The following is a 23,123-nucleotide window of genomic DNA, read 5'->3' as shown; positions in this document are numbered from 1 at the left end:
CATTAAGCTGATTAAATCGGCTTAATCGTTCAAAATAGTTTACATTTTCCTAGTCCAGTCGCTATTCTTGGAGTATTATCTCGCTAAGTTGTGACATGCTCTTTTGAGGAACAAATGCGTCTTGAAATTCATTGTGCGGACCGTATCGGTATTGCTCAGGAAATACTTAATATCTTGGTGAGTTACCAAGTAGATCTAAAAGGAATAGAAGTAGATTCGGTTAATTGCCGGATGTATGTGAGTTTTCCTCCAATCGAATTTGAGCAATTTCAAAAAATCATGCCGGAAATACGCTTGATTGATGGTGTTGAAGATGTACGAACAACTGCATTTTTGCCATCTGAGCGTGAGCATAACGAACTTTATACTCTGTTAAGTGCGTTGCCTGATGGCGTTATTTCAATTGATGCTAAAGGTTGGGTTCGTCATTGCAATGACGCGGCATGCAAAGATCTCAACCAACCAGAAACAGAAATCATCGGTGCCAATATCAATAATTTGCTTAAAGGCTTTAACTTTACTCGCTGGTTAGAGGGTAAAGAAGTGCTCGGTCAAACCACACGAGTTGAAGTGGGTGGAGAGGACTATATCGCTGATATTTTGCCTATTTCTGTACCACAGGGTGATGATGAAGATGTGTTAGCCGGTGCGGTTATTAATATCAAATCGCAGAGCCGTTTGGGCCAGCAGGTTAGCGCATTTCGTCGATACGGTCAGGAGAGTTTTTCCACCATCCACAATTACAGTACGGCAATGCGCAGAGTTGTGCGTGAAGCGCGTAAAATGGCGCAACTTGAAGCGCCCATTTTGATCACCGGAGAAACAGGCACAGGTAAAGAGTTATTAGCGCGTGCTTGTCATTATGCTTCTAATCGTTCGTTGAAACCCTTCATTGCATTGTCATGCGCGTCGTTACCCGACGATGTTGCTGAGTCAGAGTTATTTGGCTACGCCGGATATGAAGATAATGCAGCGCCAAAACGTGGTGTATTAGAACAAGCTGATGGTGGCACGGTATTTTTAGACGAAGTAGGCGAAATGTCTAAGCAGCTTCAAACAAAACTACTGCGCTTTTTACAAGATGGCACTTTTCGTAAAGTCGGTGATGAAAACGAAGTTAAAGTGAATGTTCGTATTATTGCTGCAACGCAAAAAGACCTACCAGCGATGGTGCAAGAGGGAAGTTTCAGAGAAGATTTATACTACCGAATCAACGTACTGACGTTAGAAATTGCACCGCTTAGAGATAGAAAAGCAGATATCGGCCCGCTAGCTGAGCACTTTATTCAAAAATACGCACAGCAAAATGGTCATCCTGCACCTAAATTGGCTCAAGATTGCCTGGAGTTTTTGGAGCAATATCCTTGGCCTGGCAATGTACGTCAGCTAGAAAATTCAATCTATCGCGCAGTATCGTTATTAGATGATCAAGAATTGCGTGTAGAGCACATGCAATTACCGACATTTACTCATGATTTGGGTTATTTGGAGTCCGATTTTGAAGGCTCACTGGAACAAGCTGTAAAACGCTTCGAAGCAACATTGCTACGCAAACTTTATCCTGCGTATCCGAGCTCTAGACAGTTGGCTAAACGCCTTGGTTTAAGTCACACAGCAGTGGCGAATAAACTGCGTGAATATGGGATCAATCGTAAGACGGTCAAAGTATAGCGAGTATGGGCATTAATTTTTAATGCCCATATCTTTGGTCACCCCATCTAATTTAATATTTTCAATGCCATCTTCTTTGAACGTGATTTCGATACTAATATTGCTGCGCGCTAAAAAGTAATCTACTTTGTTAAAAGTGAGCAAATAGTTGCCTTTGACCTCGTCGTTATAGTCTTTTTTCTGTAGTGCAATTCGGTGATTGCCAATTTGCCAGTCAAATCCTTCAATAAAACCTTTATTAAATTCTTGGATCCAAACTTTGTTGTCATCTTTGCTCAAAGTGAGGGCAATGGAGTAAGACTCTGGTAATTCAGCCATATTGTAGGTTTTACCACCGATACGGAATTCCTTTGACTTTTTGGTCCACGCAAATCCGAATGTAAAAGGTTTTTCAACGCCCGTTGGGTAACGCAATGTACCTGCGCCTTCAAAATCAAAGTCGGCAAAGCTAAGATGAGAAAAAAACAAGGAAAATAATCCACAAAGAGCGGATACAAGATAACGGTTTTTCATTATGATCAACTTGTTAGGCTTTTTTTGAAGACTAGTTGAGCAACCGAAAGTTAGCAAGTTAATCTTGCTCCGTAAGGCTTGTATGTTAGACTGCCTAGTCTATTTGTCTGGTTGGACCATTTAACAATGAACCTCTATTTTCGATTGCTGTTACTGTTTTGGAAAATAAAAAGAAACAAAGAATATCAATCACTCCTCGACGTGGTGGATTGTGAGTTTAAAGTCATGCCAAGCGACTGCGACATCAATTTGCATTTAACTAATTCACGCTATTTGGCGTTTATGGACTTGGCGAGAACTTGGATGACAGAGCGGATTGGTTTGTTTTCTGCGGTTATGAAGCGTCGCTGGTTTCCAATTGTAAATGCCACTGCGATCACTTATATCAGAGACATTAAACCTTTTCAGTCGTTTACTGTGAGTACCCGTTTGGTGGGGTGGGATCATAAGTACTTTTACATTGAGCAAAAATTTCACTCTGAGCGTGGGTTGCATGCTATCGCTTATGTGCGTGGTGTGTTTAAAAAGAAAAAAGGCATTGTGACGGTAGAAGAGATGCTTGAAGTTGCGGGCTTTAAGGGGGAAACACCGATCCTTCCTGTCGAGATCATGCATTGGAAAGCCATGTTAGAAGAAAAGAAAAGTAACAATAAATGATAAAAGGCCACATAAAGTGGCCTTTGGGATTGAGAAAGTAATTGTGTGAGTAAAACTTAAAACTTGTATTTAACACCAAACATGGCAACCACAGGGTCAAGCTCAACGTCTGAAGTCAGTGTTTTTACGCCATTTGCGTATACGGTTGCATCTGTATTGATATCCATTTTAGATACCATAGCATGCAGGCCCCATTTTTCGTTTAACATGTAGTTAAAGCCAACTTGCAATGCGATGCCAAACGAGCTGTCTAGATCTACTTTTACATCTTCAGTGCCTAACGTGGTGCGTAACGCCGGTGTCGCTTCTTCATCAAAGAATACGGTGTAGTTAAGACCCGCACCTACAAATGGGCGAAACTTTTCATCAGCACCAAAAAAGTGGTATTGCGCCAATAATGTTGGTGGTAGATGCTTCACTTTTGCAATTTCAGCACCTTGTAAGCCACCTGCACCGTTTACTGTGTGTGAAAACGGTGTTGCTGCGATCAATTCAAAAGTAATGTTATCTGAATACTGATAGTCGAATGTTAAACCTAACTGTGTATCTGAATCTGCCACTAAGCCTAGCGCTTTGTTTTGCTCAATGTGAGATGCGGTATCGCTAGGATTCACGTTGATAGCACCCACGTTGATACTAAATTGTGCTTGAGCAAAAGGCGCTGTTACTAATAATGCTGAAAGTAATGCAGTGCTAAGTGTTTTCATTGTCATCTCCTGAACCTATACGAGGTATATCTTTTTGATGAGTTCATATTAATGGGCAGGAAAAATAAAAAACTGTTCTAGATCAAATTTTGAGAATGGAAGGTTCAGAAATTTTTGAAACTTTGATTTAGATTAAGTTTTATCAGCAAACCTCTGCGTCTGAGCCTCCTAAATAGACCCACTTGTCATAAACTTGACTTGATAGTGCAATGAAATCGCAACTTCGGAACGCTGTAATGTCAACAGTATGTTCTACTAAGAGCCGAAGATCATGGCACATCAATTAGCCGCGCGTAAATCCCTTGAATTAACAACCATCGAAAAACTACAAACGCTTATCCAAGCTCCATCTGTCACACCCTGTGATGCTGGAACTTTATCTTGGCTATCAGCAATGTTAGAAGCACAAGGTTTTGAGGTGCTATTAGATGAAGAAGTATATGGGGTAAAAAACCTCGTGCTGAGACGGCATTTTTCATCCGGGCCAAGCCTAGCTTTTGCTGGCCATGTTGATGTTGTGCCAGCCACTGATCGAGGTTGGGATGTACCGCCTTTTAGTGGTGATATTGTCAATGGTGAGATCATTGGTCGTGGTGCTGCTGATATGAAAGGGGGTATCGCAGCAATGCTTAGCGCGACCGAGGCGCTAAATAAGCACTCAACAGCCTGTCAGGGAACCTTTTACTGGTTACTTACTTCTGATGAAGAAGGGGAGGCTGAGTACGGGTCAAAAAGGATCGCGCACTTTTTACAACAGCACAATATCTCCATTGATGCCTGTTTAGTGGGTGAACCTACATCAGATAAATTGGTTGGTGACACCATAAAAAATGGTCGCCGAGGTGCTTTGTCTGGACGTATTCAGGTGCGTGGAAAAGCTGGCCATGTGGCATATCCAGAAAATACTGTTAATGCGGCCCACCTTGCCGGTGAAATCGTTTCTGCATTGACACAATTGGTGTGGTGGAAGGATGAGCCTGGCTCAAAAACGCATTTACAAGTCACAGGGATCACGGTGCCAAATATTGTGGATAATTTGGTGCCTAGTGAATGTGAAGTGACTTTTAATATTCGATATAGCCATGCATATCGTGGTGAGAGTGTTTGCGCGCTAGTCGAGTCTGTATTAGGCAAGTGGCAGCACCATTTAAAATTTGTTTGGGAGCGACCTTGTGAGCCTTATTACACGGGCAGCCGTAAACAAAATTGTTTTTTAGCTTTGGCCGAAAAAGCGATCCATCAGGTAACAGGGCAATATCCTGCATTGAGCACCTCAGGTGGAACATCAGATGGGCGCTTTTTTGCGAGTGAAAATACGCAGGTTGTGGAATGTGGTGTACGAAATCATACTATACACCAAGTGAATGAGCGTGTACCTATATCTGACTTAGAAAAAATAGAGAAAATGTACTTAAATGTTTTACAAGAATTTTTTCTAAAAAAACAAATTTAGAAAAAAGTTTATAAATATTCTTGAAAATAAATCTGCTGACCATAAATAGGTTAGTGAAGACGCCATAAAGGGTTTTCACTAACCAACATTTTGAATTTTAAAACATAAAGGTTGTGACTGGTTCAAGCTGAAGAGTCATAGACCTATATCGCTTAATTATGAGGATATTATTATGCGCACAGTAGACCTATCTCCGTTATACCGTTCATTTATTGGCTTTGATCACTTAGCATCGATGATGGATGCCGCAGCACGTACAGATAAGCAGCCAAGCTTTCCGCCGTATAACATTGAAGCACTAGAGCAAGACAAATACCAAATTACCATGGCTGTTGCTGGTTTTAGTGAGCAAGAGCTGAATATTGAATCTGAAAATAACACGCTTAAAGTATCTGGCACCAAGGCACAGAAAAGTGCCCAAAGTGAGCGCAAATTTATTCACCAAGGTATCGCAGAGCGCAGCTTTGAGAGAAAGTTCCAACTTGGTGATCATGTTAAAGTGATTGGTGCAGAATTAGAACATGGCTTACTTGTGATTAATCTAGAGCGAGAAATACCGGAAGCGCTGAAACCGCGAAAAATTGAAATTGGAACAGGCCAACTCATCGATAACAAATAGCGAAAAGTAAGCTCCAACCAAACTCCCTAGCAAAAGTAATGAAGTGCCGCTAATCGTTTTAGCGGCATTTTTGGTTTTAGCGTGGCATTAATTTGATAAAAAACGCGAGACGCTAAACGGTGTCAGGTCGAGTGTGGTTGGTTGACCTGTGACGAGTTCGGTAATGAGCTTGCCTGTGATAGCTGAGGTGAGAATGCCTGTTCTAAAATGTCCACATGCATTTAAATAACCTTCAACTCCTGGTGTTTTGCCAAGAATAGGCAATTCGTCCGGTGTACCAGGGCGTAAGCCTGCCCAGCAGCGCTTAATGTTGCTTTGCTTTAATATGGGTAAACACTTGGTAGCACCTTGCGATAGTTCACTGACCTTGTCGAGTGAATTGGTAACATCAAAGCCTTTTTCTTCGGTTGATGAACCAATAAGTATCTCACCGTTATCTTTTTGCGCTATATAACAATCGCTTGTGCTCACGCAGCCTCGAAGTATCTTTGGCATACGTTCAGACAGCACGATTTGTCCTTTGACGGGGTAAACAGGCATGCTCATGCCAGTGGCTTTTTGAAATAGCTCATCGGCCCAAGCACCTGACGCATTGATAAGCGTATCGCATTTATATGTGCCTGAGTCCGTCGTTACACCTACAACACGGTTTCCCTGTTTTAAAACGTCTTGTATTTCGGTGTTTAATATAAGTTCAACACCATTTTGACGCGCCCCTTCAGTGTAGGCATCTACTAAGCGATAAGGGTTGACTTGATGGTCGCAGGTAAAGTCAATTGCACCGATAGCATCAGGCGTAATGTACGGCTCTTCTTCCTTCAATTGTTCAGCGCTGAGCCAGCGAACTTGATCCGTTAAGTGTGGAATACCGCTCAATATTTGGTCCGCGTATAGCTTATCTTCATGGTTGTACATAATGAATTTAAGCCCAGTGCGTTCAAATTTGAAATCAACTCCGTGTTTATCCAATAGTTCTTTATGTAACGCTGGGTACATGTCATTGGAAGTCAGCGCAAATTCAAAAAAGCAATCTGGCAATTGATGTGGGCGCATGACAGGGATTTCTTTACCATTTGCCTCGCTTTGTAACTTAGACAGTGTTTTGAAAAAGATCACCCCACATCCTAAACCCACGGATTCACCAATTGCCCAGAGTCCGCCAGCGGAGGCGCGAGAAGCATTACCCGGCTTTTTTATGTCAATTAAAGCGATGCTTAAGTTGGTATCTCGGCTCAGAAAATACGCACAAGCAGCACCAATAGCACCGCCTCCAGCTATCACAACATCATACTGCTTCATGGTTATCCTCCAATAATTGAAAAGGGATAGGATCAAGGGGGAAACGCGGTTTGATAGTACCAATATTGTCGTAAATGCCAGCGTTGTGTAGGCGGTCGATGGCATAGCTTGCGCAGGTCTTCCCTTGGCAATCACCCATACCAATACGAGTACGCATTTTCAGACTTGTGATGTCTTTCGCGCCTTGTTCAATGGCTTGGTCTATTTGCGCACGAGTGGTTTGCTCGCAGCGGCAGACAATGGTGTCGGCTTCTGGTAGGTCGAGTAAGCCCGGCTGGCGCTCGCTAAAGCGATCAAAGCCACAGCGAAAACGTTTAATTCGCTCTAACTTTCTCATTATTTTTCCAGCATGTTGCGCTGCTTGTTTTGGCGTGATAATGGCGCGACTTTGCGCGATTCTTACAGCGGCAATTTGCCCTTCACAAATTGCCGCATCAGCACCGAGCAAGCCATTGCTATCACCTACAATAAAGGTGTTAGATAAGTTGCTTTGATACCACTTATCAAGTTTTGGTACATAGCCGCTGATAGTGTTATAGCTATGTTCGACGCCTAACAGCATAGCGAGTTGGCTACGAGCGACAAAGCCGTAACCAACACCTATTGCATCAACATCGATGGTTTTGCTTTGAGCGTGAATAGCCCCCCAATTACTATCGTACGGAGCGACAGTAATATGCTCTAGATTTTGCGTGCCATGGGCTTTGACGATGCCCCAACCATAGAGAAATGGAATACCATGCTTTTTTAGATATGCCATCATACTTAGCCCTGAAAGCGTTAATTTAGGCTTATTCAATAAAGCAACAGCTTCTTTGGCGAGTTTGTTGAAATGGCTTGCTTCGTATACGCCAACAACATCCACACCAGCTTTATGCAGCTGGCAAGCAACTAATGGTAATAACGGTCCCGTGCCAACTAATGCCATTCGAGAACCTGGTTTTACAAGCCCACTTTTTATTTGCAGTTGCACGCCGCCCAGTAACATTACACCAGGAGTATGCCAACCTGGAAAAGGAATGCTGCGTTCATGGCAACCCGTCGCTAACACCAATTCATCAAATTCAAGACTGGATAGCACGTTGTTTTTGTTTAGCAACAGATTACGGCTACCCTCTGGGCCTAATACTCGGGTGTTGGTCATGAGTTGGATGTGCTGAGCTTGGCTTTCAAAACGAGTGCGTAACGCTGCCATTGCGCGTTGCAGGTTATCATCGAGATGCGGCAAATGGTTGGTTTGACGCAACGGACCGCGATAGATAACGCCACCGATTTTTGGGGCTTCGTCTACGACAACGCTTGGGATGCCATATTTGCCAAGCTGTGCTGCCGTCGCTGTACCTGAAGGGCCTGCACCGACAATAACCACAGGAGTTTGTGTGCTCATTTTATTCCCTCCTGTACAAATCGATTAGCGAGCGTTTCGACTTTCATATTTGGTTGCACCAATGTTTGGCATGCGCGTTGCTTAAATTGATCGTTGACTTTGACATGACAGCAATGGCACACCCCCATACCACAATATGCGCCTGATTGAGCATTATGATCATTGTGCATAATGGCTTTTTGGTCGGTTGCGAGTAGCACACTCAGTAGGGTTTCACCCTCACTGGCAGCAACTTTGTTTTGATTGATCTCTATTTCAAAAAGGGAGGATGATAATGGTGTTATATCCTTTGTTCGTTTTAACGTTTTCATTCTTGCCTCGAATAAATTATCTCAACTTGATATCCCTGGGTGAATAAACACCCTAGTGGGCAAGGTACAGACGAATAGTGGGTAAAACAAACAAAACTTTTACATTGAGTTAACTTTGTTAGGGTTGTTTGATCTAGATCTATCTTATTTTGAGCGAAGAATGGCGACATCCAATCATTGTGCGTCAAATTGCTGTTGTAATTGTTCGCTCATTGCTTTGATCCCGGCTATTTTTTCCTCTGCAAACACTAGTTCTTCTTGGCTAATTCCTTCCCTTTTTCCTCGTTCCAATAGTGCTTCTAAGCGCGCTACCTTAGTCTTTGCAGCAATGATGAATTGCTGTTTGAGCTTTTTCTCTTGGTTGTCCCCAAAGGCTTGATAGCTATCATAGTCGTTTAAATCACCTTTATATGAGGCGCTTTTTGTGGGTTTACCAATAGGGGGAATGTAGTTATCAGGTTCTTCAACTGCTGTATCATCTGTGCTCATAATCTCTTCTGTGGGGATTATGACAGTATTCGTATTGATTTGTGATTGCGTTGTTGTCTCAGCTTGAGTTTGCTTTGCTTGTGTTTTGGCATAGTGGCTGTGCTCGATAACCTTTTTATGCACAACAGAAGTGGCTGGCTGTGCAAAGTATACTGCGCCAGCAATCGTGAATATCACGATTGCTGCGCTAACAACGTACTGCTTTTTCATTGCACCACTCCGTTTTCAGTAAGCCATTGCGTTTTTAGTTTTTCATAGGCTGTTCTCGCAAACGCTTCTGTTAATGCGAGTTTAGCTTGATACTTAACAGTTTCACTATCAATTGGATAATACGCGTAAAAGCGCTGCTTAGTTTGTGCTACCAACCATTGTCCTTTTGGTGTGCGAATTGGCTTGGATAGCTGTTTTGGGCGAAGACTGAATGCAAGCTGTTGTGCCCATGAATTTTGCTTCTGGCGCTTGATCAGCCCTTGGCTATTTGCAAACAAATCTTGCACATTAAAGTGCTGCGTTGCTTGCTCAAAACCTTGGGTAGCCGCAACTTGTCTAAAATGTTCTGCTTTGTCTTTGTTTGCAAACTGCACCGCATTGGCCTGCACTTTCTCAATGTATTTAAAGCTTTCTTTATTTGCCTTAAAGTAGTCACTCACCACGTTGCCTGTAATGTTTTGTTGCAGTCGCTCAATGTATTCACTTCGTTCTCCATGCATACTGTGTACTACACCAAAGTAATTTTGCATTACGGGCCTAAGTAACTCGCCTTTAGCTATATTGGTGAGTCTATTTCGCGATAATCCCTGCGAGTGTATCTTTCCTTCAAGCTTTTTCATGGTTAGATTGAAATGTCTGTGTTCAGCCACTAATGTTTTGAATAACTGGAAGTCACCTTGATGAAGCTTATAGCGATTTTGCATCGATTGTTCTTGCATGAGGGTTGCTAAAGTTAATGGGCCGTTCGCTAAATTGCTTAAGTCGATTTCCTGCATTTTTGTTAATTGCGCAGGAGAATACACATTGGTACTTGGATACGCTGGTAGGTTTTCTGCCAACCACTTAGAACTATATGGTGTCCAAGCCTTGTCAGCGAGCTTACTGATATTGGGTAGCTTAAAGCGCGCTTTTAAAAGCGATAGCGTGTATCGGCGAGTATGATAGTCAGTGCTAAACCCGACCATTGATTGCCTTTGCAAAATATCAGAATGGCGCTTTTTAGCTTGCTCTAGCAGAAAACTATTTTCAAGTAGGCGGGCTTTGGCTTGTTGCGTTGTGACATTGGGTTCTTTATTTTGCAGAGCAAGCTGAACCAGTTCTACTTCAGCTTTACTAAAGCTTATCTGTGCGAAAACTGGCAAGCTTAAGCAGCTTGCCAGTAGGATAACCAAAGTACGCATTAACGCGCCACCATGGCATGGTTAAGTAGGTGTACTACCATTGCGATTGCGTGCGGGATCACGAGTTTTGCCGTGTTCAAGCGGTCGTAATGATCTTTAGAGTTAAGCACGATACCACCTTGAGAATAGGAAAACGAGCCACCCTGTGTTAGTAAAGGGCGAATATCTTGGCTGTTTACGGCCAATGGAGAAAAAGTTTCTAATGCTTCTTTTACTAACTGTGTATTGTTCAGGTTTTCTTTATCATAATAATCTTTGACCCAAGACTCCCAGCTAGCGTGGTTCAGATCCGACGTGGTCCATGTGTGGTGAGGTTGTAATAAGTCTGTCGTGTGAAATACAAAACCAAGGATCTGAGGGTTACCACTTTGTAGATACTTTTGATACCAATATTGGCCTAGATTATCGATAGGCTGAAATGGCATTTCTTCAAAGTCATCATACATACTGTATGTTGAGTGGCTATCAATTCTGTAGTTTGCTTCGGTAATGCCGTAACTGTTGTATTGTGTGTCATCGGCTCTAAACCAACCGGTTTCTCCACCACGGCCATCATCCAAGTAGTCACCTTTTAACCACGTAGAAGCAATCGAATCAACAGTGCCCCACACTGTGAGCTTTTCCCAGTTATAACCGCCAAAATCATTGCCATGGACATCTGGGCCTTGAGTATGATTTTGGAAATGCCAGTAACTTGTGTATTTTACAATGCTCTCTGCTGCTCCCCAAAGCGGTGCTTGGACACAGTCACCCGTGATAGCACCGCAAAAAAACGTATCTTCAAAATCATCTACATCAAAAGCAGCTTGTCCGAGTAAGTCAGCGAGCGCATTTACGTTCATATTGTTTGCTTGCGCGTATTGAACCAACTTGTTGTATTGTGTGGAGCTTGGATTTTGAGCCATATAATTAACCGCATCTATTACGATACGTTTGTGTGTTTCTTGGCTAAAAGCATGCGCATCAATTGCTGCAACACTCAAAAAAGGTAATGAGCACAGTATTAATTTTTTCATAACGATCCTTGGGTAAAGTAATCACTCTAGTTCAAAGGGCGTTATTTGACACATTTTTTGTTACATTTAAGTTGCACTTGTATTAAATGTTTTTGTAACTCTTTGTATGAAAACTGTGATTGTTGAAGTGTGCTTGGTCAGGTATTATTAGGTATCAATTTCGGCACAAAGTAATGCAAAAAAGAAAAATCATGTCATGAGAAAACTATTTACACTCCTGAGCTTTTTGATAGCCGCGTTATCGTGGGGAGTCCATGCAGAAGAGCCACAGCAAGCGTCTGTTCAAAGTTTGGATGAGGATGAGTTCTACTGGCAATTGAGCTTGGGACTATATGGCGTTAAAACTCAGCTCCCAGAACTGGTCGGTGCTGACTCTACGTATAGCGGTGCAACTGTATTGGTTGATGCCATAGTAGAATACAAAAATTTTTATTTGAGAGCGCGTTCAGGAGACTTTTTTGGCGGAGCTGATGTGGGTTACCAGCTTTGGCAAAGTGGAGATACGGGTATCGATCTGATTGTGGGTAGTTATGAACTACCGTTCAGTGAGAAGGGTTATGACAGCGATGGGGCGGTGGTTCCTGAATTGGCTGGGATTAAGGAGCGTGAGCAGGATTCTTCGCTAGGCGTTGCATATTATAGAAACTTTAATGATTACCAAGTAATTGTAGAGTTAGTGTATGACGCACTAGGTGAGAGTCGTGGCTGGGTTTTACATGCTGAATCAACCAGAACATTCGAATTACGCAATTGGGATGTATGGTTAAACTTCGGCTTAAATTACTATTCGGGTAATTTTATCGATTATTACTATGGTGTCGATAGTGACGAGCAAACTGCATTTAGACCTATGTACGAACTAAGTGGTGGCGCGTCAGTTTTTACTCAACTCCAAGCTAACTACCCAATTTCACAAAGCTGGGTCTTCAGTGGCGGAGCATCATTGCTGGTGGGGAGTACCAATGTAAAAAACAGTCCATTGGTGGAGTCTCAGCACGCCAGTGTTATTTTTGCGGGAGTGAAATATGTATTCTAAATTCATGTCCGCAAAATTATTACTAGGATTAGTAGCTACAATTGCAACCTGCCAAGCACAAGCTAAAAGCGAGAGCTCAGGTCAAATATTGAATGTAACACCTAATAAGTGTGTTGCACTGACTCAAGGAAGAACCTGTTATGCAGATGTTGAATTTAAAGTTGTAACACCAAAAGTTGGAGACTATTGCCTTCGTGAAGGGTATTCAAAGAAGATCTTACAATGTTGGGCGAATACGCAATCATTCTCGTACACGCTGAACTTTGGCTCAGAACAGAGCCTGAGTTATGAACTTATTTCTCAAGCGCAAAGAGATGTACTTGCAGTGACGACTATTGAAGTCAACTGGGTACACAAGGTACAAACCAAAAAGCGTCGTTGGCGTTTATTCTAAACACGACAAAAACGATGAAAGAGCTCTGGGGAGCTCTTTCATCGGGTGTGTAAAAGCAGGCTTCAGTTAGTTACATTAGATACTCGTTGTTCCCTGATTTGCTGTAAGCTAACAACATTACTGATGTTGAATAGCGTTTCTTTAATAATATTTGCAAATATATGCAGCGCCTTACGCCAGGCATTTCGCAAAGCAAGTGTAAATTGTGCGCCTAAGTGTAATTGCAAGCAACAGATCATAGCGTTACAAAGCACTGAAATATCACGCTCGTTTGGGTTGAGCATCGCGAAGTTAGGTGCGCACTTTTTGATGAAGTTCGATAACTGCTCTTGTTGGGGGAGTAAGTAAACAGCTTCTTGCAAAAAGTGGTTAATAGATTGCTCCACACTGAGTAATTGTTCATTGTTTCGGGGCAGCAATAATTGCGTATCGTATCGGTTAACTTGAGTTTGTAGGCTTACACAAAAACAGTGAAAATTTGGTTGAATGATAGATAGTGATTGCGTCAATAATTGATATTGATAGGGAGAGATACTCATAATCGCCTCTTCGTCGATTAAGAGCGCATCCGTTTGCTCGGTTAGTGCTGCTCAGTGCCACTTTATTACTTCTAGATAGATGACACCACCGTTTCGCGTATAAATTATCAAGGTTAATTTATTGCTCGTAATTTTGAGTATAGCGCTTATATTAAAGTATGCGAGATAGATTCAAAATTTGTGCGAATATACTCAAGGTTGTGAGACTTTTCTGCATTCTATTTTCTGTACACGAGACTAACAATTATGCTCAAGTGCCCAAAGGCTCTATTTAATTGAGCATGAAGGTTGCTTATTAATGGAACTGTCTTTATAATACAGCGCATATTTTGCAGTACTAACTGCTTATTTATTGGCGCGGGATGGAGCAGCCTGGTAGCTCGTCGGGCTCATAACCCGAAGGTCGTCGGTTCAAATCCGGCTCCCGCAACCAAACTTAGAATGTTATACATTCTTGTACGGTTTCGCGCATTCTTTGTAATGCGCGTTTTGCGTTTAAGCGTCAGCTTAATAAAGCTGCAGTGGCACGCAACCAAGCTAGGCCTTTGGCCACACAGTTTTGTTTTAGGTGTGACGCCCCGCTTGGTTCGGGGCGTTGTTGTATCTGCAGTTTAGGTTTCTATCCCAAGCTTTGGTACGAAACAACTAAGTTATTGGGGCTAAGGCCCTTTTTTTGTTTGTATGGAGGAAATTTGTGACAAAACTCGAGCAAGAATTAACAGCAATGTTGGAGCCTGCGGTTGCCGCGTTAGGGTTTGAATTATTGGGTCTTGAGTTTGTGCAAGCTGGTCGTCATTCTACATTGCGTGTTTATATCGAACATGAAAATGGTATTACGGTAGACAATTGTGCAGATGTAAGTAGACAAGTCAGTGCGATTTTAGACGTTGAAGACCCGATTACAAACGAATACGACTTAGAAGTATCGTCTCCTGGTGTTGATAGACCACTGTTTAAACCGGCACATTACGAAAAAGCGCAAGGCGAAGAAGTACGTATTCGTACTAAATTGCCACAAGATGGTCGCCGTAACTTTAAAGGTGACTTAATTGCTGTGAGTGGTGACATGATCACAGTGAGCATCGATGGTAATGAACATATGATTATGCTTAGCAACATCGAGCGTGCGAATATTATCGCAAAGTTTTAACTATTGAGTGCGAAGGACAAGGGCAAGCGAGGCATTACCTATGGCAAAAGAAATATTATTGGTGGCAGAAGCCGTTTCCAATGAGAAGGCAGTCCCAAGAGAAAAGATTTTTGAAGCGTTAGAGTTCGCACTAGCGACTGCAACAAAGAAAAAACACACAGGTGAAATTGAAGTTCGTGTTTCAATTGACCGCAAAACGGGTGAATATGATACGTTCCGTCGCTGGATGGTTGTAGAGCCACAAGAAGATGGTTCACTAGAAAACCCATACGCTGAGATCACGCTCGAAGCTGCTCAAGTAGATGAACCAGAAATTCAACTTGGTGAGTTTGTCGAAGAACAAATCGAGTCTATCAAGTTTGACCGTATTACCACGCAGATGGCCAAGCAAGTGATCGTACAAAAAGTACGTGAAGCCGAGCGCGCTTTGGTTGTTGAAGCGTATAAAGACCAAAAAGGTGAGTTGGTAACGGGTGTTGTTAAAAAAGCAACTCGTGATGCGATTGTGATTGATTTAGGTAACAATGCTGAAGCGGTGATCTACCGTGAAGATATGTTGCCACGCGAAAGCTTCCGTCCAGGCGACCGAGTTCGTGGTTTACTTTACGAAGTTAAGCCAGAAGCGCGTGGTGCACAATTATTTGTGACGCGTTCAAAGCCTGAGATGCTAATGGAGTTGTTCCGCATTGAAGTGCCAGAAATTGGCGAAGAAATGATTGAGCTTCGTGGTGCGGCGCGTGATCCTGGTTCTCGAGCAAAAATTGCTGTTAAATCTAACGACAAGCGTATCGACCCAGTTGGTGCGTGCGTTGGTATGCGTGGTGCGCGTGTGCAAGCAGTATCGACAGAGCTTGGCGGTGAGCGTGTTGACATCGTGTTATACGATGACAACCCAGCACAATTCGTTATCAATGCAATGGCACCAGCTGAGGTTGCATCAATTGTGATGGACGAAGATTCTCGTTCAATGGATATCGCAGTTGAAGCAGATAACCTAGCACAAGCAATCGGTCGCAATGGTCAAAACATTCGTCTTGCTAGTCAGTTAACTGGTTGGGAATTAAATGTGATGACGGTTGAAGACATGGAAGCGAAAAACGCGGAAGAGTCAGACAAGCTAGTTAACTTATTCACTGAAAACCTTGATATAGATGACGACTTCGCGGCGCTACTTATCAATGAAGGTTTCTCTACGCTTGAAGAAGTGGCGTACGTACCGGTTGCTGAGTTTTTAGAGATTGATGGTCTTGATGAAGACACTGTGGAAGAACTGCGCAATCGTGCAAAAGATGCATTAACGACAAAAGCACTTAAGACTGAAGAAAGCCTAGAAGGTGCAGAGCCTGCTGAAGACTTATTGACACTTGAAGGTTTAGAGCGTCATCTTGCATTTGTAATGGCGAGCAAAGGCGTTGTTACGCTTGAAGACTTAGCCGAGCAAGGTATTGATGAACTAGTCGAAATTACAGAATTATCAGAGCAAGAAGCTGGGCAGTTGATTATGGCTGCTCGTAACATTTGTTGGTTTGGTGAAGACGCATAATTTATTAACGGAGGTAACACACACTATGGCAGAAGTGAGCATTGAGAAACTAGCCGAGACAATTGATACAACTGTTGATAAATTGCTGCAGCAGTTGAATGATGCAGGGATCACCAAAGGTAAAGACGACACGGTTACTGAGTCTGAAAAAGCGCAGTTGCTTGATCACTTGAGCAAGCAACATGGTGGCAAAGGCGCCGAAGGCCCTGAGCGTATGACTCTACAACGCAAGAGCAAAAGCACGCTGAGCGTTAAAGGTTCAACGGGCAAAGAAAAGTCTGTATCTGTAGAAGTGCGTAAAAAACGCACTTATGTGAAAAAAAGCGCGATTGATCAGCAAAAAGAGCAAGAGCGTTTAGCAGCTGAAGAAGCAGCACGCCAAGAGGCGGAGCTGAAAGCACAGCAAGAAGCTGAGCAACAGGCTAAAGAAGAAGCTGAGCGTAAAGCGAAAGAGGAAGCGGAGCGCAAAGCGAAAGAAGAAGCAAAACGTAAAGCGGAAGCGGAGCGTAAAGCGAACGAACAGCAAGACAAAAAAGTGGACAGTGCGCAACTTGAAAAAGAGCGCATAGAAGCTGAGCGTCTGCAAAAAGAAGCAGAAGAGGCAGCATTGAGAAAAGCTGAAGAAGAAGCGAAGCGCCAAGCTGAAGAGGCGCGCAAGTTAGCAGAAGAAAACGAAGCTCGTTGGAAGCAAGAAGAAGAGGAGCGTCGTCGTCGCGAAGAAACGGCGGACCACCACTTAACGACTTCAACTTATGCTCGTGAAGCAGAAGATGAGTCAGATGCGCGTGAAGAGAAAAGTGCGCGTCGTAAGAAGAAGAAAAAAGCGCCAGCTAAAGAGCAAGAAGCACATGTAAAGGGCCGTAAGGGCAAGCTTAAAGCGCCTACATCATTGCAGCATGGTTTCCAAAAGCCTGTTTCGGATGTAAAACAAGAAGTGCGTATTAGCGAAACCATCACCGTTGCAGAGCTTGCATCTCGTATGGCGGTGAAAGGCGCAGAAGTTGTTAAGACAATGATGAAAATGGGCGATATGGTGACCATTAACCAAGTTATCGACCAAGAAACTGCGCAGTTAGTAGCCGAAGAAATGGGCCACAAAGTTATTCTAGTGAAAGAAAACGAGCTAGAAGAGCAAGTACTAAGTGACCGTGCAGAAGTAGAATCAACAGAATCTCGTGCACCGGTTGTAACGGTAATGGGTCACGTTGACCACGGTAAAACATCAACACTTGACTACATTCGTAGCGCGAAAGTTGCATCTGGTGAAGCGGGTGGTATCACACAGCATATTGGTGCATATCACGTTGAAACTGATGGTGGCATGATCACTTTCCTAGATACACCGGGACACGCAGCGTTTACTTCAATGCGTGCTCGTGGTGCAAAAGCAACGGATATCGTTATTCTAGTTGTTGCAGCAGACGATGGCGTAATGCCACAAACTAAAGAAGCGGTACAGCACGCGAAAGCGGCTGGTGTTCCTTTAATTGTTGCTGTGAACAAGATGGATAAAGAAGGCGCCGATCCAGATCGCGTTAAGAATGAGCTTGCGCAACTTGATGTTATCCCAGAAGAGTGGGGTGGTGATACGCAGTTTGTACACATCTCTGCAAAAGCGGGTACTGGTGTTGATGAACTACTCGAAGCTGTTCTAATGCAAGCTGAAATCTTAGAGCTAACGGCGCCAACTCAAGGTATGGCAGCGGGTGTTGTTATTGAATCACGCCTTGATAAAGGTCGTGGTCCAGTTGCTACGGTACTTGTTCAGTCTGGCCAATTAAGCCAAGGTGACATCGTTCTTTGTGGTCTAGAGTATGGCCGTGTTCGTGCGATGCGTGACGAAAATGGTAAAGAAATTAAGACTGCGGGTCCTTCAATCCCTGTCGAGATTTTAGGCCTGTCAGGCGTGCCCGCAGCTGGTGATGAAGCAACCGTTGTTAAAGACGAGCGTAAAGCGCGTGAAGTTGCATTATACCGTCAAGGTAAATATCGTGATGTTAAGCTGGCTCGTCAGCAAAAAGCGAAACTTGAGAACATGTTCAGCAATATGACTGAAGGCAATGTGTCTGAAGTCAATGTTGTATTAAAAGCAGATGTTCAAGGCTCAATTGAAGCGATTGCTGATTCACTGACTAAGCTCTCTACAGATGAAGTTAAAGTGAAGATTGTTGGTTCTGGTGTTGGTGGTATCACTGAAACAGATGCAACGCTCGCTGCTGCATCTAACGCGATTATTGTTGGCTTCAACGTTCGTGCTGACGCATCTGCGCGTAAAGTGATTGAAGCTGAAAACTTAGACTTACGTTACTACAGCGTTATCTATAGCCTAATCGAAGAAGTGAAACAAGCGATGTCTGGTATGCTGGCACCAGAATTTAAGCAAGAGATCATTGGTCTTGCTGAAGTTCGTGACGTGTTTAAGTCGCCGAAGATTGGTGCTATCGCAGGTTGTATGGTTACAGAAGGTGTGGTTAAACGCAGCGCGCCAATCCGTGTACTTCGTGATAACGTGGTTATCTATGAGGGTGAACTAGAGTCGCTACGTCGCTTTAAAGATGATGTGCAAGAAGTACGTAACGGTATGGAATGTGGTATCGGCGTTAAGAACTACAACGACGTTAAAGTTGGTGACCAAATCGAGGTATTCGAGACGGTTGAAGTACAACGTACTTTATAAGCCAACTTATTAAGAGTGGTTAAAATGGGGGCATAAGCCCCCATTTTGTCTATTGTGTGAAAATAAAACTTATTCATATTTATCAATAAGTTAATTTTATAAGTGGTGAAAATGAGAGAATTTTCTCGCACAGATAGAGTGGCTCAGCAGATTCAAAAAGAAATTGCGGTCATTTTACAACGTGAAATTAAAGATCCTCGTCTAGGCTTTGTAACGGTATCAGCTGTGGAAGTGTCTAGAGATTTATCATACGCAAAAATCTTTATTACTGTATTGAACACTACAGATGAAGATAAAACGAAGCAAAGTGTGGCTATTTTAAATGATGCAACTGGCTATATTCGTTCAATTCTAGGTAAGCGAATTCGTGCCCGCATAATGCCAGAGCTTCGTTTTGTGGTTGATAACTCACTGATTGAAGGTATGCGTATTTCCAATTTGGTTGATTCTGTGATCCGTGAAGACAACCAAAAGCGTGGCCCTGAATCATCAGAAGATGCTGTTGAGGACGATAAAGAGTAATGGCTAGACGTGCAAAAGGTCGTCCCGTTGATGGTATTGTGCTGCTGCACAAGCCGCAGGGGATCTCCTCCAATAAGGCGCTTCAACAAGCTAAAGGTATTTACTTTGCGCAAAAAGCAGGGCACACGGGCGCACTCGACCCGCTTGCAACGGGTATGTTACCTATCTGCTTTGGCGAAGCGACCAAGTTTACTCAGTTTTTATTGGACACTGATAAAACGTATGTGGTGCGTGCCAAGTTGGGTGAACGAACCACCACGTCAGACTCGGATGGTGAAATTGTCGAAACCAGACCCGTGTCTATCGATCAAGATACATTACAAAGTGCGGTAAACAGCTTTTTGGGAGAGTCGGACCAGTATCCCTCGATGTACTCTGCACTAAAATACCAAGGCCAACCTTTGTATAAGTATGCACGTGAAGGCATCGAAGTGCCTCGCAAGTGCAGAAAAATTAATGTGTATAGCCTTACGCTTGATGAATATGATGCTGACAATGAAGAAATTCAAATGACAGCTCATGTGTCAAAAGGCACTTATATTCGCACTATTGTTGATGACCTTGGTGAAAAACTGGACTGCGGCGCACATGTGATCATGTTACATCGCTCTAAAGTGGGTCATTATCCGAGTGAAAGAATGGTGACGATAGAGCAGCTTGAAGAAAAGCTTCAGCAGGCAAAATCGGAAGGTTTAGAACCATCTACCTACCTAGATGAACTTTTGTTGCCGATGGACACCGCTTTGGTTGATTTACCTGTTATAGACATTACCCAAGAGCAAGGTAAAGCATTTAGTCACGGTCAGGTTGTTGTCTGCGGTGAAGTGCCCGATGGGATCATCAAAGTTGTTGCGGATGGCCAGTTTATTGGTATTGGCGAGCGCAATGCGGACGGCCATTTAAAAGCAAAGAGAGCGTTGTCTAGCAACCAGTAAGTTTTACTAGCGTCAGATAGGACTTGCTGGTACAATTCGCGCCTCTTACCGCTTTGGCTGAATTAGTGATCGGCTAAAGCACAATTTAAATTCTATTTTGGAGTTATTATGTCACTAAGCAACCAAGAAAAAGCAGAAATCGTAGCAAAATTCGCACGTGCTGAAGGCGACACTGGTTCACCAGAAGTTCAAGTTGCACTTCTAACTGCTGACATCAACAAGTTACAAGGTCACTTTGCTAACCACAAGCATGACTTCCACTCACGTCGTGGTCTTCTACGTAAAGTTAGCCAACGTCGTAACTTGCTTGATTACCTAAAAGGTAAGAGCGTTGAGCGTTACTCAGCACTAATCAAAGAGCTTGGCCTACGTCGCTAATAATTTGATTACTTGTTGGCTTTTTAGTCAACAGCAAAAAAAGGGGCTTAATCGCCCCTTTTTTTGTGGCTGATGTCCAAGTATACTAAGCTACTTCGGCATAGGGCCGAAACTGCGCCGACATCATTTGCCAATTGTAGTGCTTAAGCTGATTGATTAGTCTGCTTAAGACTGTAATTGGTAGTTGTTGGCGTTTATATTTTGTTTTTTGAAGGAAATATTTGTGCAAGCAATTATTAAAGAATTTCAACTAGGTCAACACACAGTGACTCTAGAAACAGGTGCTATCGCGCGTCAAGCTGACGGCGCAGTACTAGCAAGCATCGGCGACACTTCAGTACTAGTGACTGTCGTTGGTAAGCGTGACGCAGTACCAGGCCAAGACTTCTTCCCACTGACTGTAAACTATCAAGAGCGTATGTATGCAGCGGGTCGTATCCCAGGTGGTTTCTTAAAGCGTGAAGGTCGTCCAAACGATGGCGAAACACTAATCGCACGCCTTATTGACCGTCCAATTCGTCCTTTATTCCCAGATGGTTTTGTAAACGAAGTACAAGTTATCGCAACTGTTGTTTCAGTTAACCCTGAAATTCAACCAGATATGGTTGCTATGATTGGTACTTCAGCAGCACTAGCTATTTCTGGTATCCCATTCAATGGTCCAATTGGTGCCGCGCGTGTTGGCTATATTGATGGTCAATACGTACTGAACCCAACGCTTAAAGAGCTTGAGGAAAGCAAACTAGACCTAGTAGTTGCTGGTACTGAAAACGCAGTACTTATGGTTGAGTCAGAAGCTGATGTGCTTTCTGAAGAAGAAATGCTAGGTGCGGTTGTATACGGTCATGAGCAATCTCAGGCTATCATCAAAGCGGTAGAAGAGTTTAAGGCGCAAGCGGGTAAACCAACATGGGATTGGGTTGCACCAGAAAAGAACGTTGCACTTGCTGATAAAATTGCAGAGCTAGCTGCTGATAAAGTGGGTGAAGCTTACCGTATTACTGATAAAGTAGCGCGTAAAGAGGCGCTATCGGCGGCTAAAGAAGCGGTTATTGAAGCATTAACTGCGCAACTTGGTGAAGGTGAAGAGCTAGATACACAAGAAGTATCAAAACTATTTGGTTCACTGGAGAAGAAGATTGTACGTGGTCGTATCATCGCGGGTGAAAAGCGTATCGATGGCCGTGAACCAGACATGGTTCGTGCACTTGACGTGATGACAGGTGTTTTGCCTCGTACTCACGGCTCAGCAATCTTTACGCGTGGCGAAACTCAGGCGTTAGTGACAGCTACTTTAGGTACTGAACGTGATTCTCAGATGATCGATGACCTGACTGGTACGCACAAGCACCACTTCATGTTGAACTACAACTTCCCTCCTTACTGCGTAGGTGAGACTGGTTTCATTGGCTCTCCAAAGCGTCGTGAAATCGGCCACGGTAACCTAGCCAAGCGTGGTGTTCAAGCGGTACTACCTACGCTTGAAGAATTCCCATATTCAGTGCGCGTTGTATCTGAAATCACTGAATCAAATGGTTCGTCTTCTATGGCGTCAGTATGTGGTTCTTCACTTGCGCTAATGAATGCAGGTGTACCAATTAAGGCTTCTGTTGCTGGTATCGCAATGGGTCTTGTGAAAGAAGACGAAAACTTTGTTGTTCTATCAGATATCTTAGGTGACGAAGATCACTTAGGTGATATGGACTTTAAAGTTGCGGGTACAAGCGCCGGTGTTACAGCACTTCAGATGGATATCAAGATTGAAGGTATCAACAAAGAGATCATGCAAATTGCGCTTAAACAAGCGAAAGCAGCACGTTTGCACATCCTTTCTGTAATGGATGAAGCGATTTCAACACCTTCAGAAGAATTATCTGAATTTGCACCACGTATTTACACGATGAACATTCCACCGAAGAAAATCGCTGAAGTGATTGGTAAAGGTGGCGCGACAATTCGTCAGTTGACTGAAGAAACAGGCACGACCATTGAGATCGAAGATGACGGTACAATTAAGATTGCTGCAACTGATGGTATGAGTGCAAAAGATGCGATTTCTCGCATTGAAGCGTTAACAGCAGAGCTAGAAGTGGGCACGATTTACAATGGTAAAGTTGTACGTATTGTTGACTTTGGTGCATTTGTTAACGTATTACCTGGTAAAGATGGCCTAGTACATATTTCTCAGATCAGTGCTGAGCGTGTGAATAACGTGACAGATCACCTTTCTGTTGGTCAAGAAGTAAAAGTTAAAGTACTTGAAGTTGACCGCCAAGGTCGTGTTCGCTTAAGTATTAAAGAAGCACTAGAGCAACCTGCAGAAAAAGCGCCTGAAGCGCCTGCAGAATAATTTTGTGCGAATAAAATAAGATAGTAATGAAAGGGGGCTGTATGGCCCCTTTTTTTATGCTTTAATGGCCGCTAAAGTAAGAGCAG

The 23,123-nt window shown here is 43.2% G+C and carries 22 protein-coding genes and 1 tRNA gene; 14 read left to right on the top strand and 9 right to left on the bottom strand.

Going from position 1 to position 23,123, the window contains the following annotated elements:
* Window positions 1–114 precede the first annotated feature (114 nt).
* Window positions 115–1,671, top strand: coding sequence for a transcriptional regulator TyrR (gene tyrR, locus ACW689_RS12820; protein WP_476291923.1), 1,557 nt, complete (start codon window positions 115–117; stop codon window positions 1,669–1,671).
* A 12-nt stretch (window positions 1,672–1,683) separates the two neighbouring features.
* Here the strand turns inward: tyrR and ACW689_RS12815 are convergent, their stop codons facing one another.
* Complete coding sequence (locus ACW689_RS12815; protein WP_476291921.1) at window positions 1,684–2,184, bottom strand: hypothetical protein; 501 nt, start codon at window positions 2,182–2,184, stop codon at window positions 1,684–1,686.
* A gap of 126 nt (window positions 2,185–2,310) precedes the next feature.
* Between ACW689_RS12815 and ACW689_RS12810 the strand changes: the two genes are divergently transcribed.
* The gene (locus ACW689_RS12810) at window positions 2,311–2,841 is read left to right on the top strand and encodes a thioesterase family protein (RefSeq protein WP_476291919.1); all 531 of its coding nucleotides are present in this window, start codon (window positions 2,311–2,313) and stop codon (window positions 2,839–2,841) included.
* A 56-nt stretch (window positions 2,842–2,897) separates the two neighbouring features.
* On the opposite strand, the gene ACW689_RS12805 is transcribed toward ACW689_RS12810, so the two are convergent.
* A complete protein-coding gene (locus ACW689_RS12805; RefSeq protein WP_476291917.1) occupies window positions 2,898–3,548 on the bottom strand; it encodes an OmpW/AlkL family protein in 651 nt (216 codons plus the stop codon).
* A 271-nt stretch (window positions 3,549–3,819) separates the two neighbouring features.
* On the opposite strand from ACW689_RS12805, the gene dapE reads away from it, so the two are divergent.
* Window positions 3,820–5,001 carry a succinyl-diaminopimelate desuccinylase gene (gene dapE / locus ACW689_RS12800; protein ID WP_476291915.1) on the top strand — a complete coding sequence of 394 codons (1,182 nt, stop codon included), beginning with the start codon at window positions 3,820–3,822 and terminating at the stop codon, window positions 4,999–5,001.
* 172 nt (window positions 5,002–5,173) lie between these two features.
* Complete coding sequence (locus tag ACW689_RS12795) at window positions 5,174–5,620, top strand: Hsp20 family protein (protein ID WP_476291913.1); 447 nt, start codon at window positions 5,174–5,176, stop codon at window positions 5,618–5,620.
* Window positions 5,621–5,707: 87 nt separating this feature from the next.
* Here ACW689_RS12795 and ACW689_RS12790 read toward each other — a convergent pair whose 3' ends face one another.
* From ACW689_RS12790 to ACW689_RS12765, 6 genes are all read right to left on the bottom strand, one after another.
* Window positions 5,708–6,919, bottom strand: a complete 1,212-nt coding sequence (locus ACW689_RS12790) for an NAD(P)/FAD-dependent oxidoreductase (protein ID WP_476291911.1) — start codon at window positions 6,917–6,919, stop codon at window positions 5,708–5,710.
* On the bottom strand, window positions 6,906–8,306 hold the full coding sequence (locus ACW689_RS12785) for an FAD/NAD(P)-dependent oxidoreductase (protein ID WP_476291909.1): 1,401 nt from the start codon (window positions 8,304–8,306) through the stop codon (window positions 6,906–6,908). The genes ACW689_RS12790 and ACW689_RS12785 overlap by 14 nt, the downstream gene beginning before the upstream one ends.
* The gene (locus tag ACW689_RS12780; RefSeq protein WP_476291907.1) at window positions 8,303–8,617 is read right to left on the bottom strand and encodes a (2Fe-2S)-binding protein; all 315 of its coding nucleotides are present in this window, start codon (window positions 8,615–8,617) and stop codon (window positions 8,303–8,305) included. The genes ACW689_RS12785 and ACW689_RS12780 overlap by 4 nt, the downstream gene beginning before the upstream one ends.
* A gap of 174 nt (window positions 8,618–8,791) precedes the next feature.
* Complete coding sequence (locus tag ACW689_RS12775; protein ID WP_476291905.1) at window positions 8,792–9,316, bottom strand: hypothetical protein; 525 nt, start codon at window positions 9,314–9,316, stop codon at window positions 8,792–8,794.
* Window positions 9,313–10,497, bottom strand: a complete 1,185-nt coding sequence (locus ACW689_RS12770) for a peptidyl-prolyl cis-trans isomerase (protein ID WP_476291903.1) — start codon at window positions 10,495–10,497, stop codon at window positions 9,313–9,315. Before ACW689_RS12770 ends, ACW689_RS12775 begins: the two co-directional genes overlap by 4 nt.
* Window positions 10,497–11,513, bottom strand: coding sequence for a phospholipase C/P1 nuclease family protein (locus ACW689_RS12765; RefSeq protein WP_476291901.1), 1,017 nt, complete (start codon window positions 11,511–11,513; stop codon window positions 10,497–10,499). Before ACW689_RS12765 ends, ACW689_RS12770 begins: the two co-directional genes overlap by 1 nt.
* A 196-nt stretch (window positions 11,514–11,709) precedes the next feature.
* On the opposite strand from ACW689_RS12765, the gene ACW689_RS12760 reads away from it, so the two are divergent.
* Together ACW689_RS12760 and ACW689_RS12755 are read left to right on the top strand one after the other, a co-directional pair.
* Entirely contained in the window at window positions 11,710–12,549 is an 840-nt protein-coding gene (locus ACW689_RS12760) for a MipA/OmpV family protein (protein WP_476291899.1), read from the top strand.
* Window positions 12,539–12,943, top strand: coding sequence for a DUF3019 domain-containing protein (locus ACW689_RS12755; RefSeq protein ID WP_476291897.1), 405 nt, complete (start codon window positions 12,539–12,541; stop codon window positions 12,941–12,943). Before ACW689_RS12760 ends, ACW689_RS12755 begins: the two co-directional genes overlap by 11 nt.
* Before the next feature lie 62 nt (window positions 12,944–13,005).
* Here ACW689_RS12755 and ACW689_RS12750 read toward each other — a convergent pair whose 3' ends face one another.
* Window positions 13,006–13,482 carry a globin family protein gene (locus ACW689_RS12750; protein WP_476291895.1) on the bottom strand — a complete coding sequence of 159 codons (477 nt, stop codon included), beginning with the start codon at window positions 13,480–13,482 and terminating at the stop codon, window positions 13,006–13,008.
* Window positions 13,483–13,838: 356 nt separating this feature from the next.
* Between ACW689_RS12750 and ACW689_RS12745 the strand changes: the two genes are divergently transcribed.
* The 8 genes from ACW689_RS12745 (at window position 13,839) to pnp (ending at window position 23,037) form a co-directional block, all read left to right on the top strand.
* A tRNA-Met gene (locus ACW689_RS12745) sits at window positions 13,839–13,915 on the top strand.
* Between the two features lie 261 nt (window positions 13,916–14,176).
* Window positions 14,177–14,632 carry a ribosome maturation factor RimP gene (gene rimP / locus ACW689_RS12740; protein ID WP_476291893.1) on the top strand — a complete coding sequence of 152 codons (456 nt, stop codon included), beginning with the start codon at window positions 14,177–14,179 and terminating at the stop codon, window positions 14,630–14,632.
* 40 nt (window positions 14,633–14,672) lie between these two features.
* Window positions 14,673–16,175, top strand: a complete 1,503-nt coding sequence (gene nusA, locus ACW689_RS12735) for a transcription termination factor NusA (RefSeq protein ID WP_476291891.1) — start codon at window positions 14,673–14,675, stop codon at window positions 16,173–16,175.
* Window positions 16,176–16,200: 25 nt separating this feature from the next.
* Window positions 16,201–18,852, top strand: a complete 2,652-nt coding sequence (gene infB, locus ACW689_RS12730) for a translation initiation factor IF-2 (protein WP_476291889.1) — start codon at window positions 16,201–16,203, stop codon at window positions 18,850–18,852.
* 111 nt (window positions 18,853–18,963) lie between these two features.
* Window positions 18,964–19,374, top strand: a complete 411-nt coding sequence (gene rbfA, locus ACW689_RS12725; RefSeq protein ID WP_476291887.1) for a 30S ribosome-binding factor RbfA — start codon at window positions 18,964–18,966, stop codon at window positions 19,372–19,374.
* Window positions 19,374–20,309 carry a tRNA pseudouridine(55) synthase TruB gene (truB, locus tag ACW689_RS12720; RefSeq protein ID WP_476291885.1) on the top strand — a complete coding sequence of 312 codons (936 nt, stop codon included), beginning with the start codon at window positions 19,374–19,376 and terminating at the stop codon, window positions 20,307–20,309. Before rbfA ends, truB begins: the two co-directional genes overlap by 1 nt.
* A 108-nt stretch (window positions 20,310–20,417) precedes the next feature.
* Window positions 20,418–20,687, top strand: coding sequence for a 30S ribosomal protein S15 (gene rpsO / locus ACW689_RS12715; RefSeq protein WP_010385052.1), 270 nt, complete (start codon window positions 20,418–20,420; stop codon window positions 20,685–20,687).
* Window positions 20,688–20,910: 223 nt separating this feature from the next.
* A complete protein-coding gene (gene pnp / locus ACW689_RS12710) occupies window positions 20,911–23,037 on the top strand; it encodes a polyribonucleotide nucleotidyltransferase (RefSeq protein ID WP_476291883.1) in 2,127 nt (708 codons plus the stop codon).
* Window positions 23,038–23,123 lie beyond the last annotated feature (86 nt).

The organism is Pseudoalteromonas sp. ABE4_541, from assembly GCF_056312285.1.
Note: the sequence above shows the minus strand (reverse complement) of the source record. Positions and strands in the feature narration are given on the sequence as shown.

What these genes read in the sequence shown, in the direction of transcription:
- ACW689_RS12790 (WP_476291911.1), bottom strand. Translation starts at nt 6,919, where the DNA reads ATGAAGCAGTATGATGTTGTGATAGCTGGAGGCGGTGCTATTGGTGCT.
- ACW689_RS12770 (WP_476291903.1), bottom strand. Translation starts at nt 10,497, where the DNA reads ATGCGTACTTTGGTTATCCTACTGGCAAGCTGCTTAAGCTTGCCAGTT.
- ACW689_RS12780 (WP_476291907.1), bottom strand. Translation starts at nt 8,617, where the DNA reads ATGAAAACGTTAAAACGAACAAAGGATATAACACCATTATCATCCTCC.
- ACW689_RS12805 (WP_476291917.1), bottom strand. Translation starts at nt 3,548, where the DNA reads ATGAAAACACTTAGCACTGCATTACTTTCAGCATTATTAGTAACAGCG.
- ACW689_RS12765 (WP_476291901.1), bottom strand. Translation starts at nt 11,513, where the DNA reads ATGAAAAAATTAATACTGTGCTCATTACCTTTTTTGAGTGTTGCAGCA.
- ACW689_RS12750 (WP_476291895.1), bottom strand. Translation starts at nt 13,482, where the DNA reads ATGAGTATCTCTCCCTATCAATATCAATTATTGACGCAATCACTATCT.
- truB (WP_476291885.1), top strand. Translation starts at nt 19,374, where the DNA reads ATGGCTAGACGTGCAAAAGGTCGTCCCGTTGATGGTATTGTGCTGCTG.
- ACW689_RS12760 (WP_476291899.1), top strand. Translation starts at nt 11,710, where the DNA reads ATGAGAAAACTATTTACACTCCTGAGCTTTTTGATAGCCGCGTTATCG.
- ACW689_RS12775 (WP_476291905.1), bottom strand. Translation starts at nt 9,316, where the DNA reads ATGAAAAAGCAGTACGTTGTTAGCGCAGCAATCGTGATATTCACGATT.
- ACW689_RS12815 (WP_476291921.1), bottom strand. Translation starts at nt 2,184, where the DNA reads ATGAAAAACCGTTATCTTGTATCCGCTCTTTGTGGATTATTTTCCTTG.
- tyrR (WP_476291923.1), top strand. Translation starts at nt 115, where the DNA reads ATGCGTCTTGAAATTCATTGTGCGGACCGTATCGGTATTGCTCAGGAA.
- nusA (WP_476291891.1), top strand. Translation starts at nt 14,673, where the DNA reads ATGGCAAAAGAAATATTATTGGTGGCAGAAGCCGTTTCCAATGAGAAG.
- ACW689_RS12785 (WP_476291909.1), bottom strand. Translation starts at nt 8,306, where the DNA reads ATGAGCACACAAACTCCTGTGGTTATTGTCGGTGCAGGCCCTTCAGGT.
- ACW689_RS12755 (WP_476291897.1), top strand. Translation starts at nt 12,539, where the DNA reads ATGTATTCTAAATTCATGTCCGCAAAATTATTACTAGGATTAGTAGCT.
- ACW689_RS12810 (WP_476291919.1), top strand. Translation starts at nt 2,311, where the DNA reads ATGAACCTCTATTTTCGATTGCTGTTACTGTTTTGGAAAATAAAAAGA.
- infB (WP_476291889.1), top strand. Translation starts at nt 16,201, where the DNA reads ATGGCAGAAGTGAGCATTGAGAAACTAGCCGAGACAATTGATACAACT.
- rbfA (WP_476291887.1), top strand. Translation starts at nt 18,964, where the DNA reads ATGAGAGAATTTTCTCGCACAGATAGAGTGGCTCAGCAGATTCAAAAA.
- dapE (WP_476291915.1), top strand. Translation starts at nt 3,820, where the DNA reads ATGGCACATCAATTAGCCGCGCGTAAATCCCTTGAATTAACAACCATC.
- ACW689_RS12795 (WP_476291913.1), top strand. Translation starts at nt 5,174, where the DNA reads ATGCGCACAGTAGACCTATCTCCGTTATACCGTTCATTTATTGGCTTT.
- rpsO (WP_010385052.1), top strand. Translation starts at nt 20,418, where the DNA reads ATGTCACTAAGCAACCAAGAAAAAGCAGAAATCGTAGCAAAATTCGCA.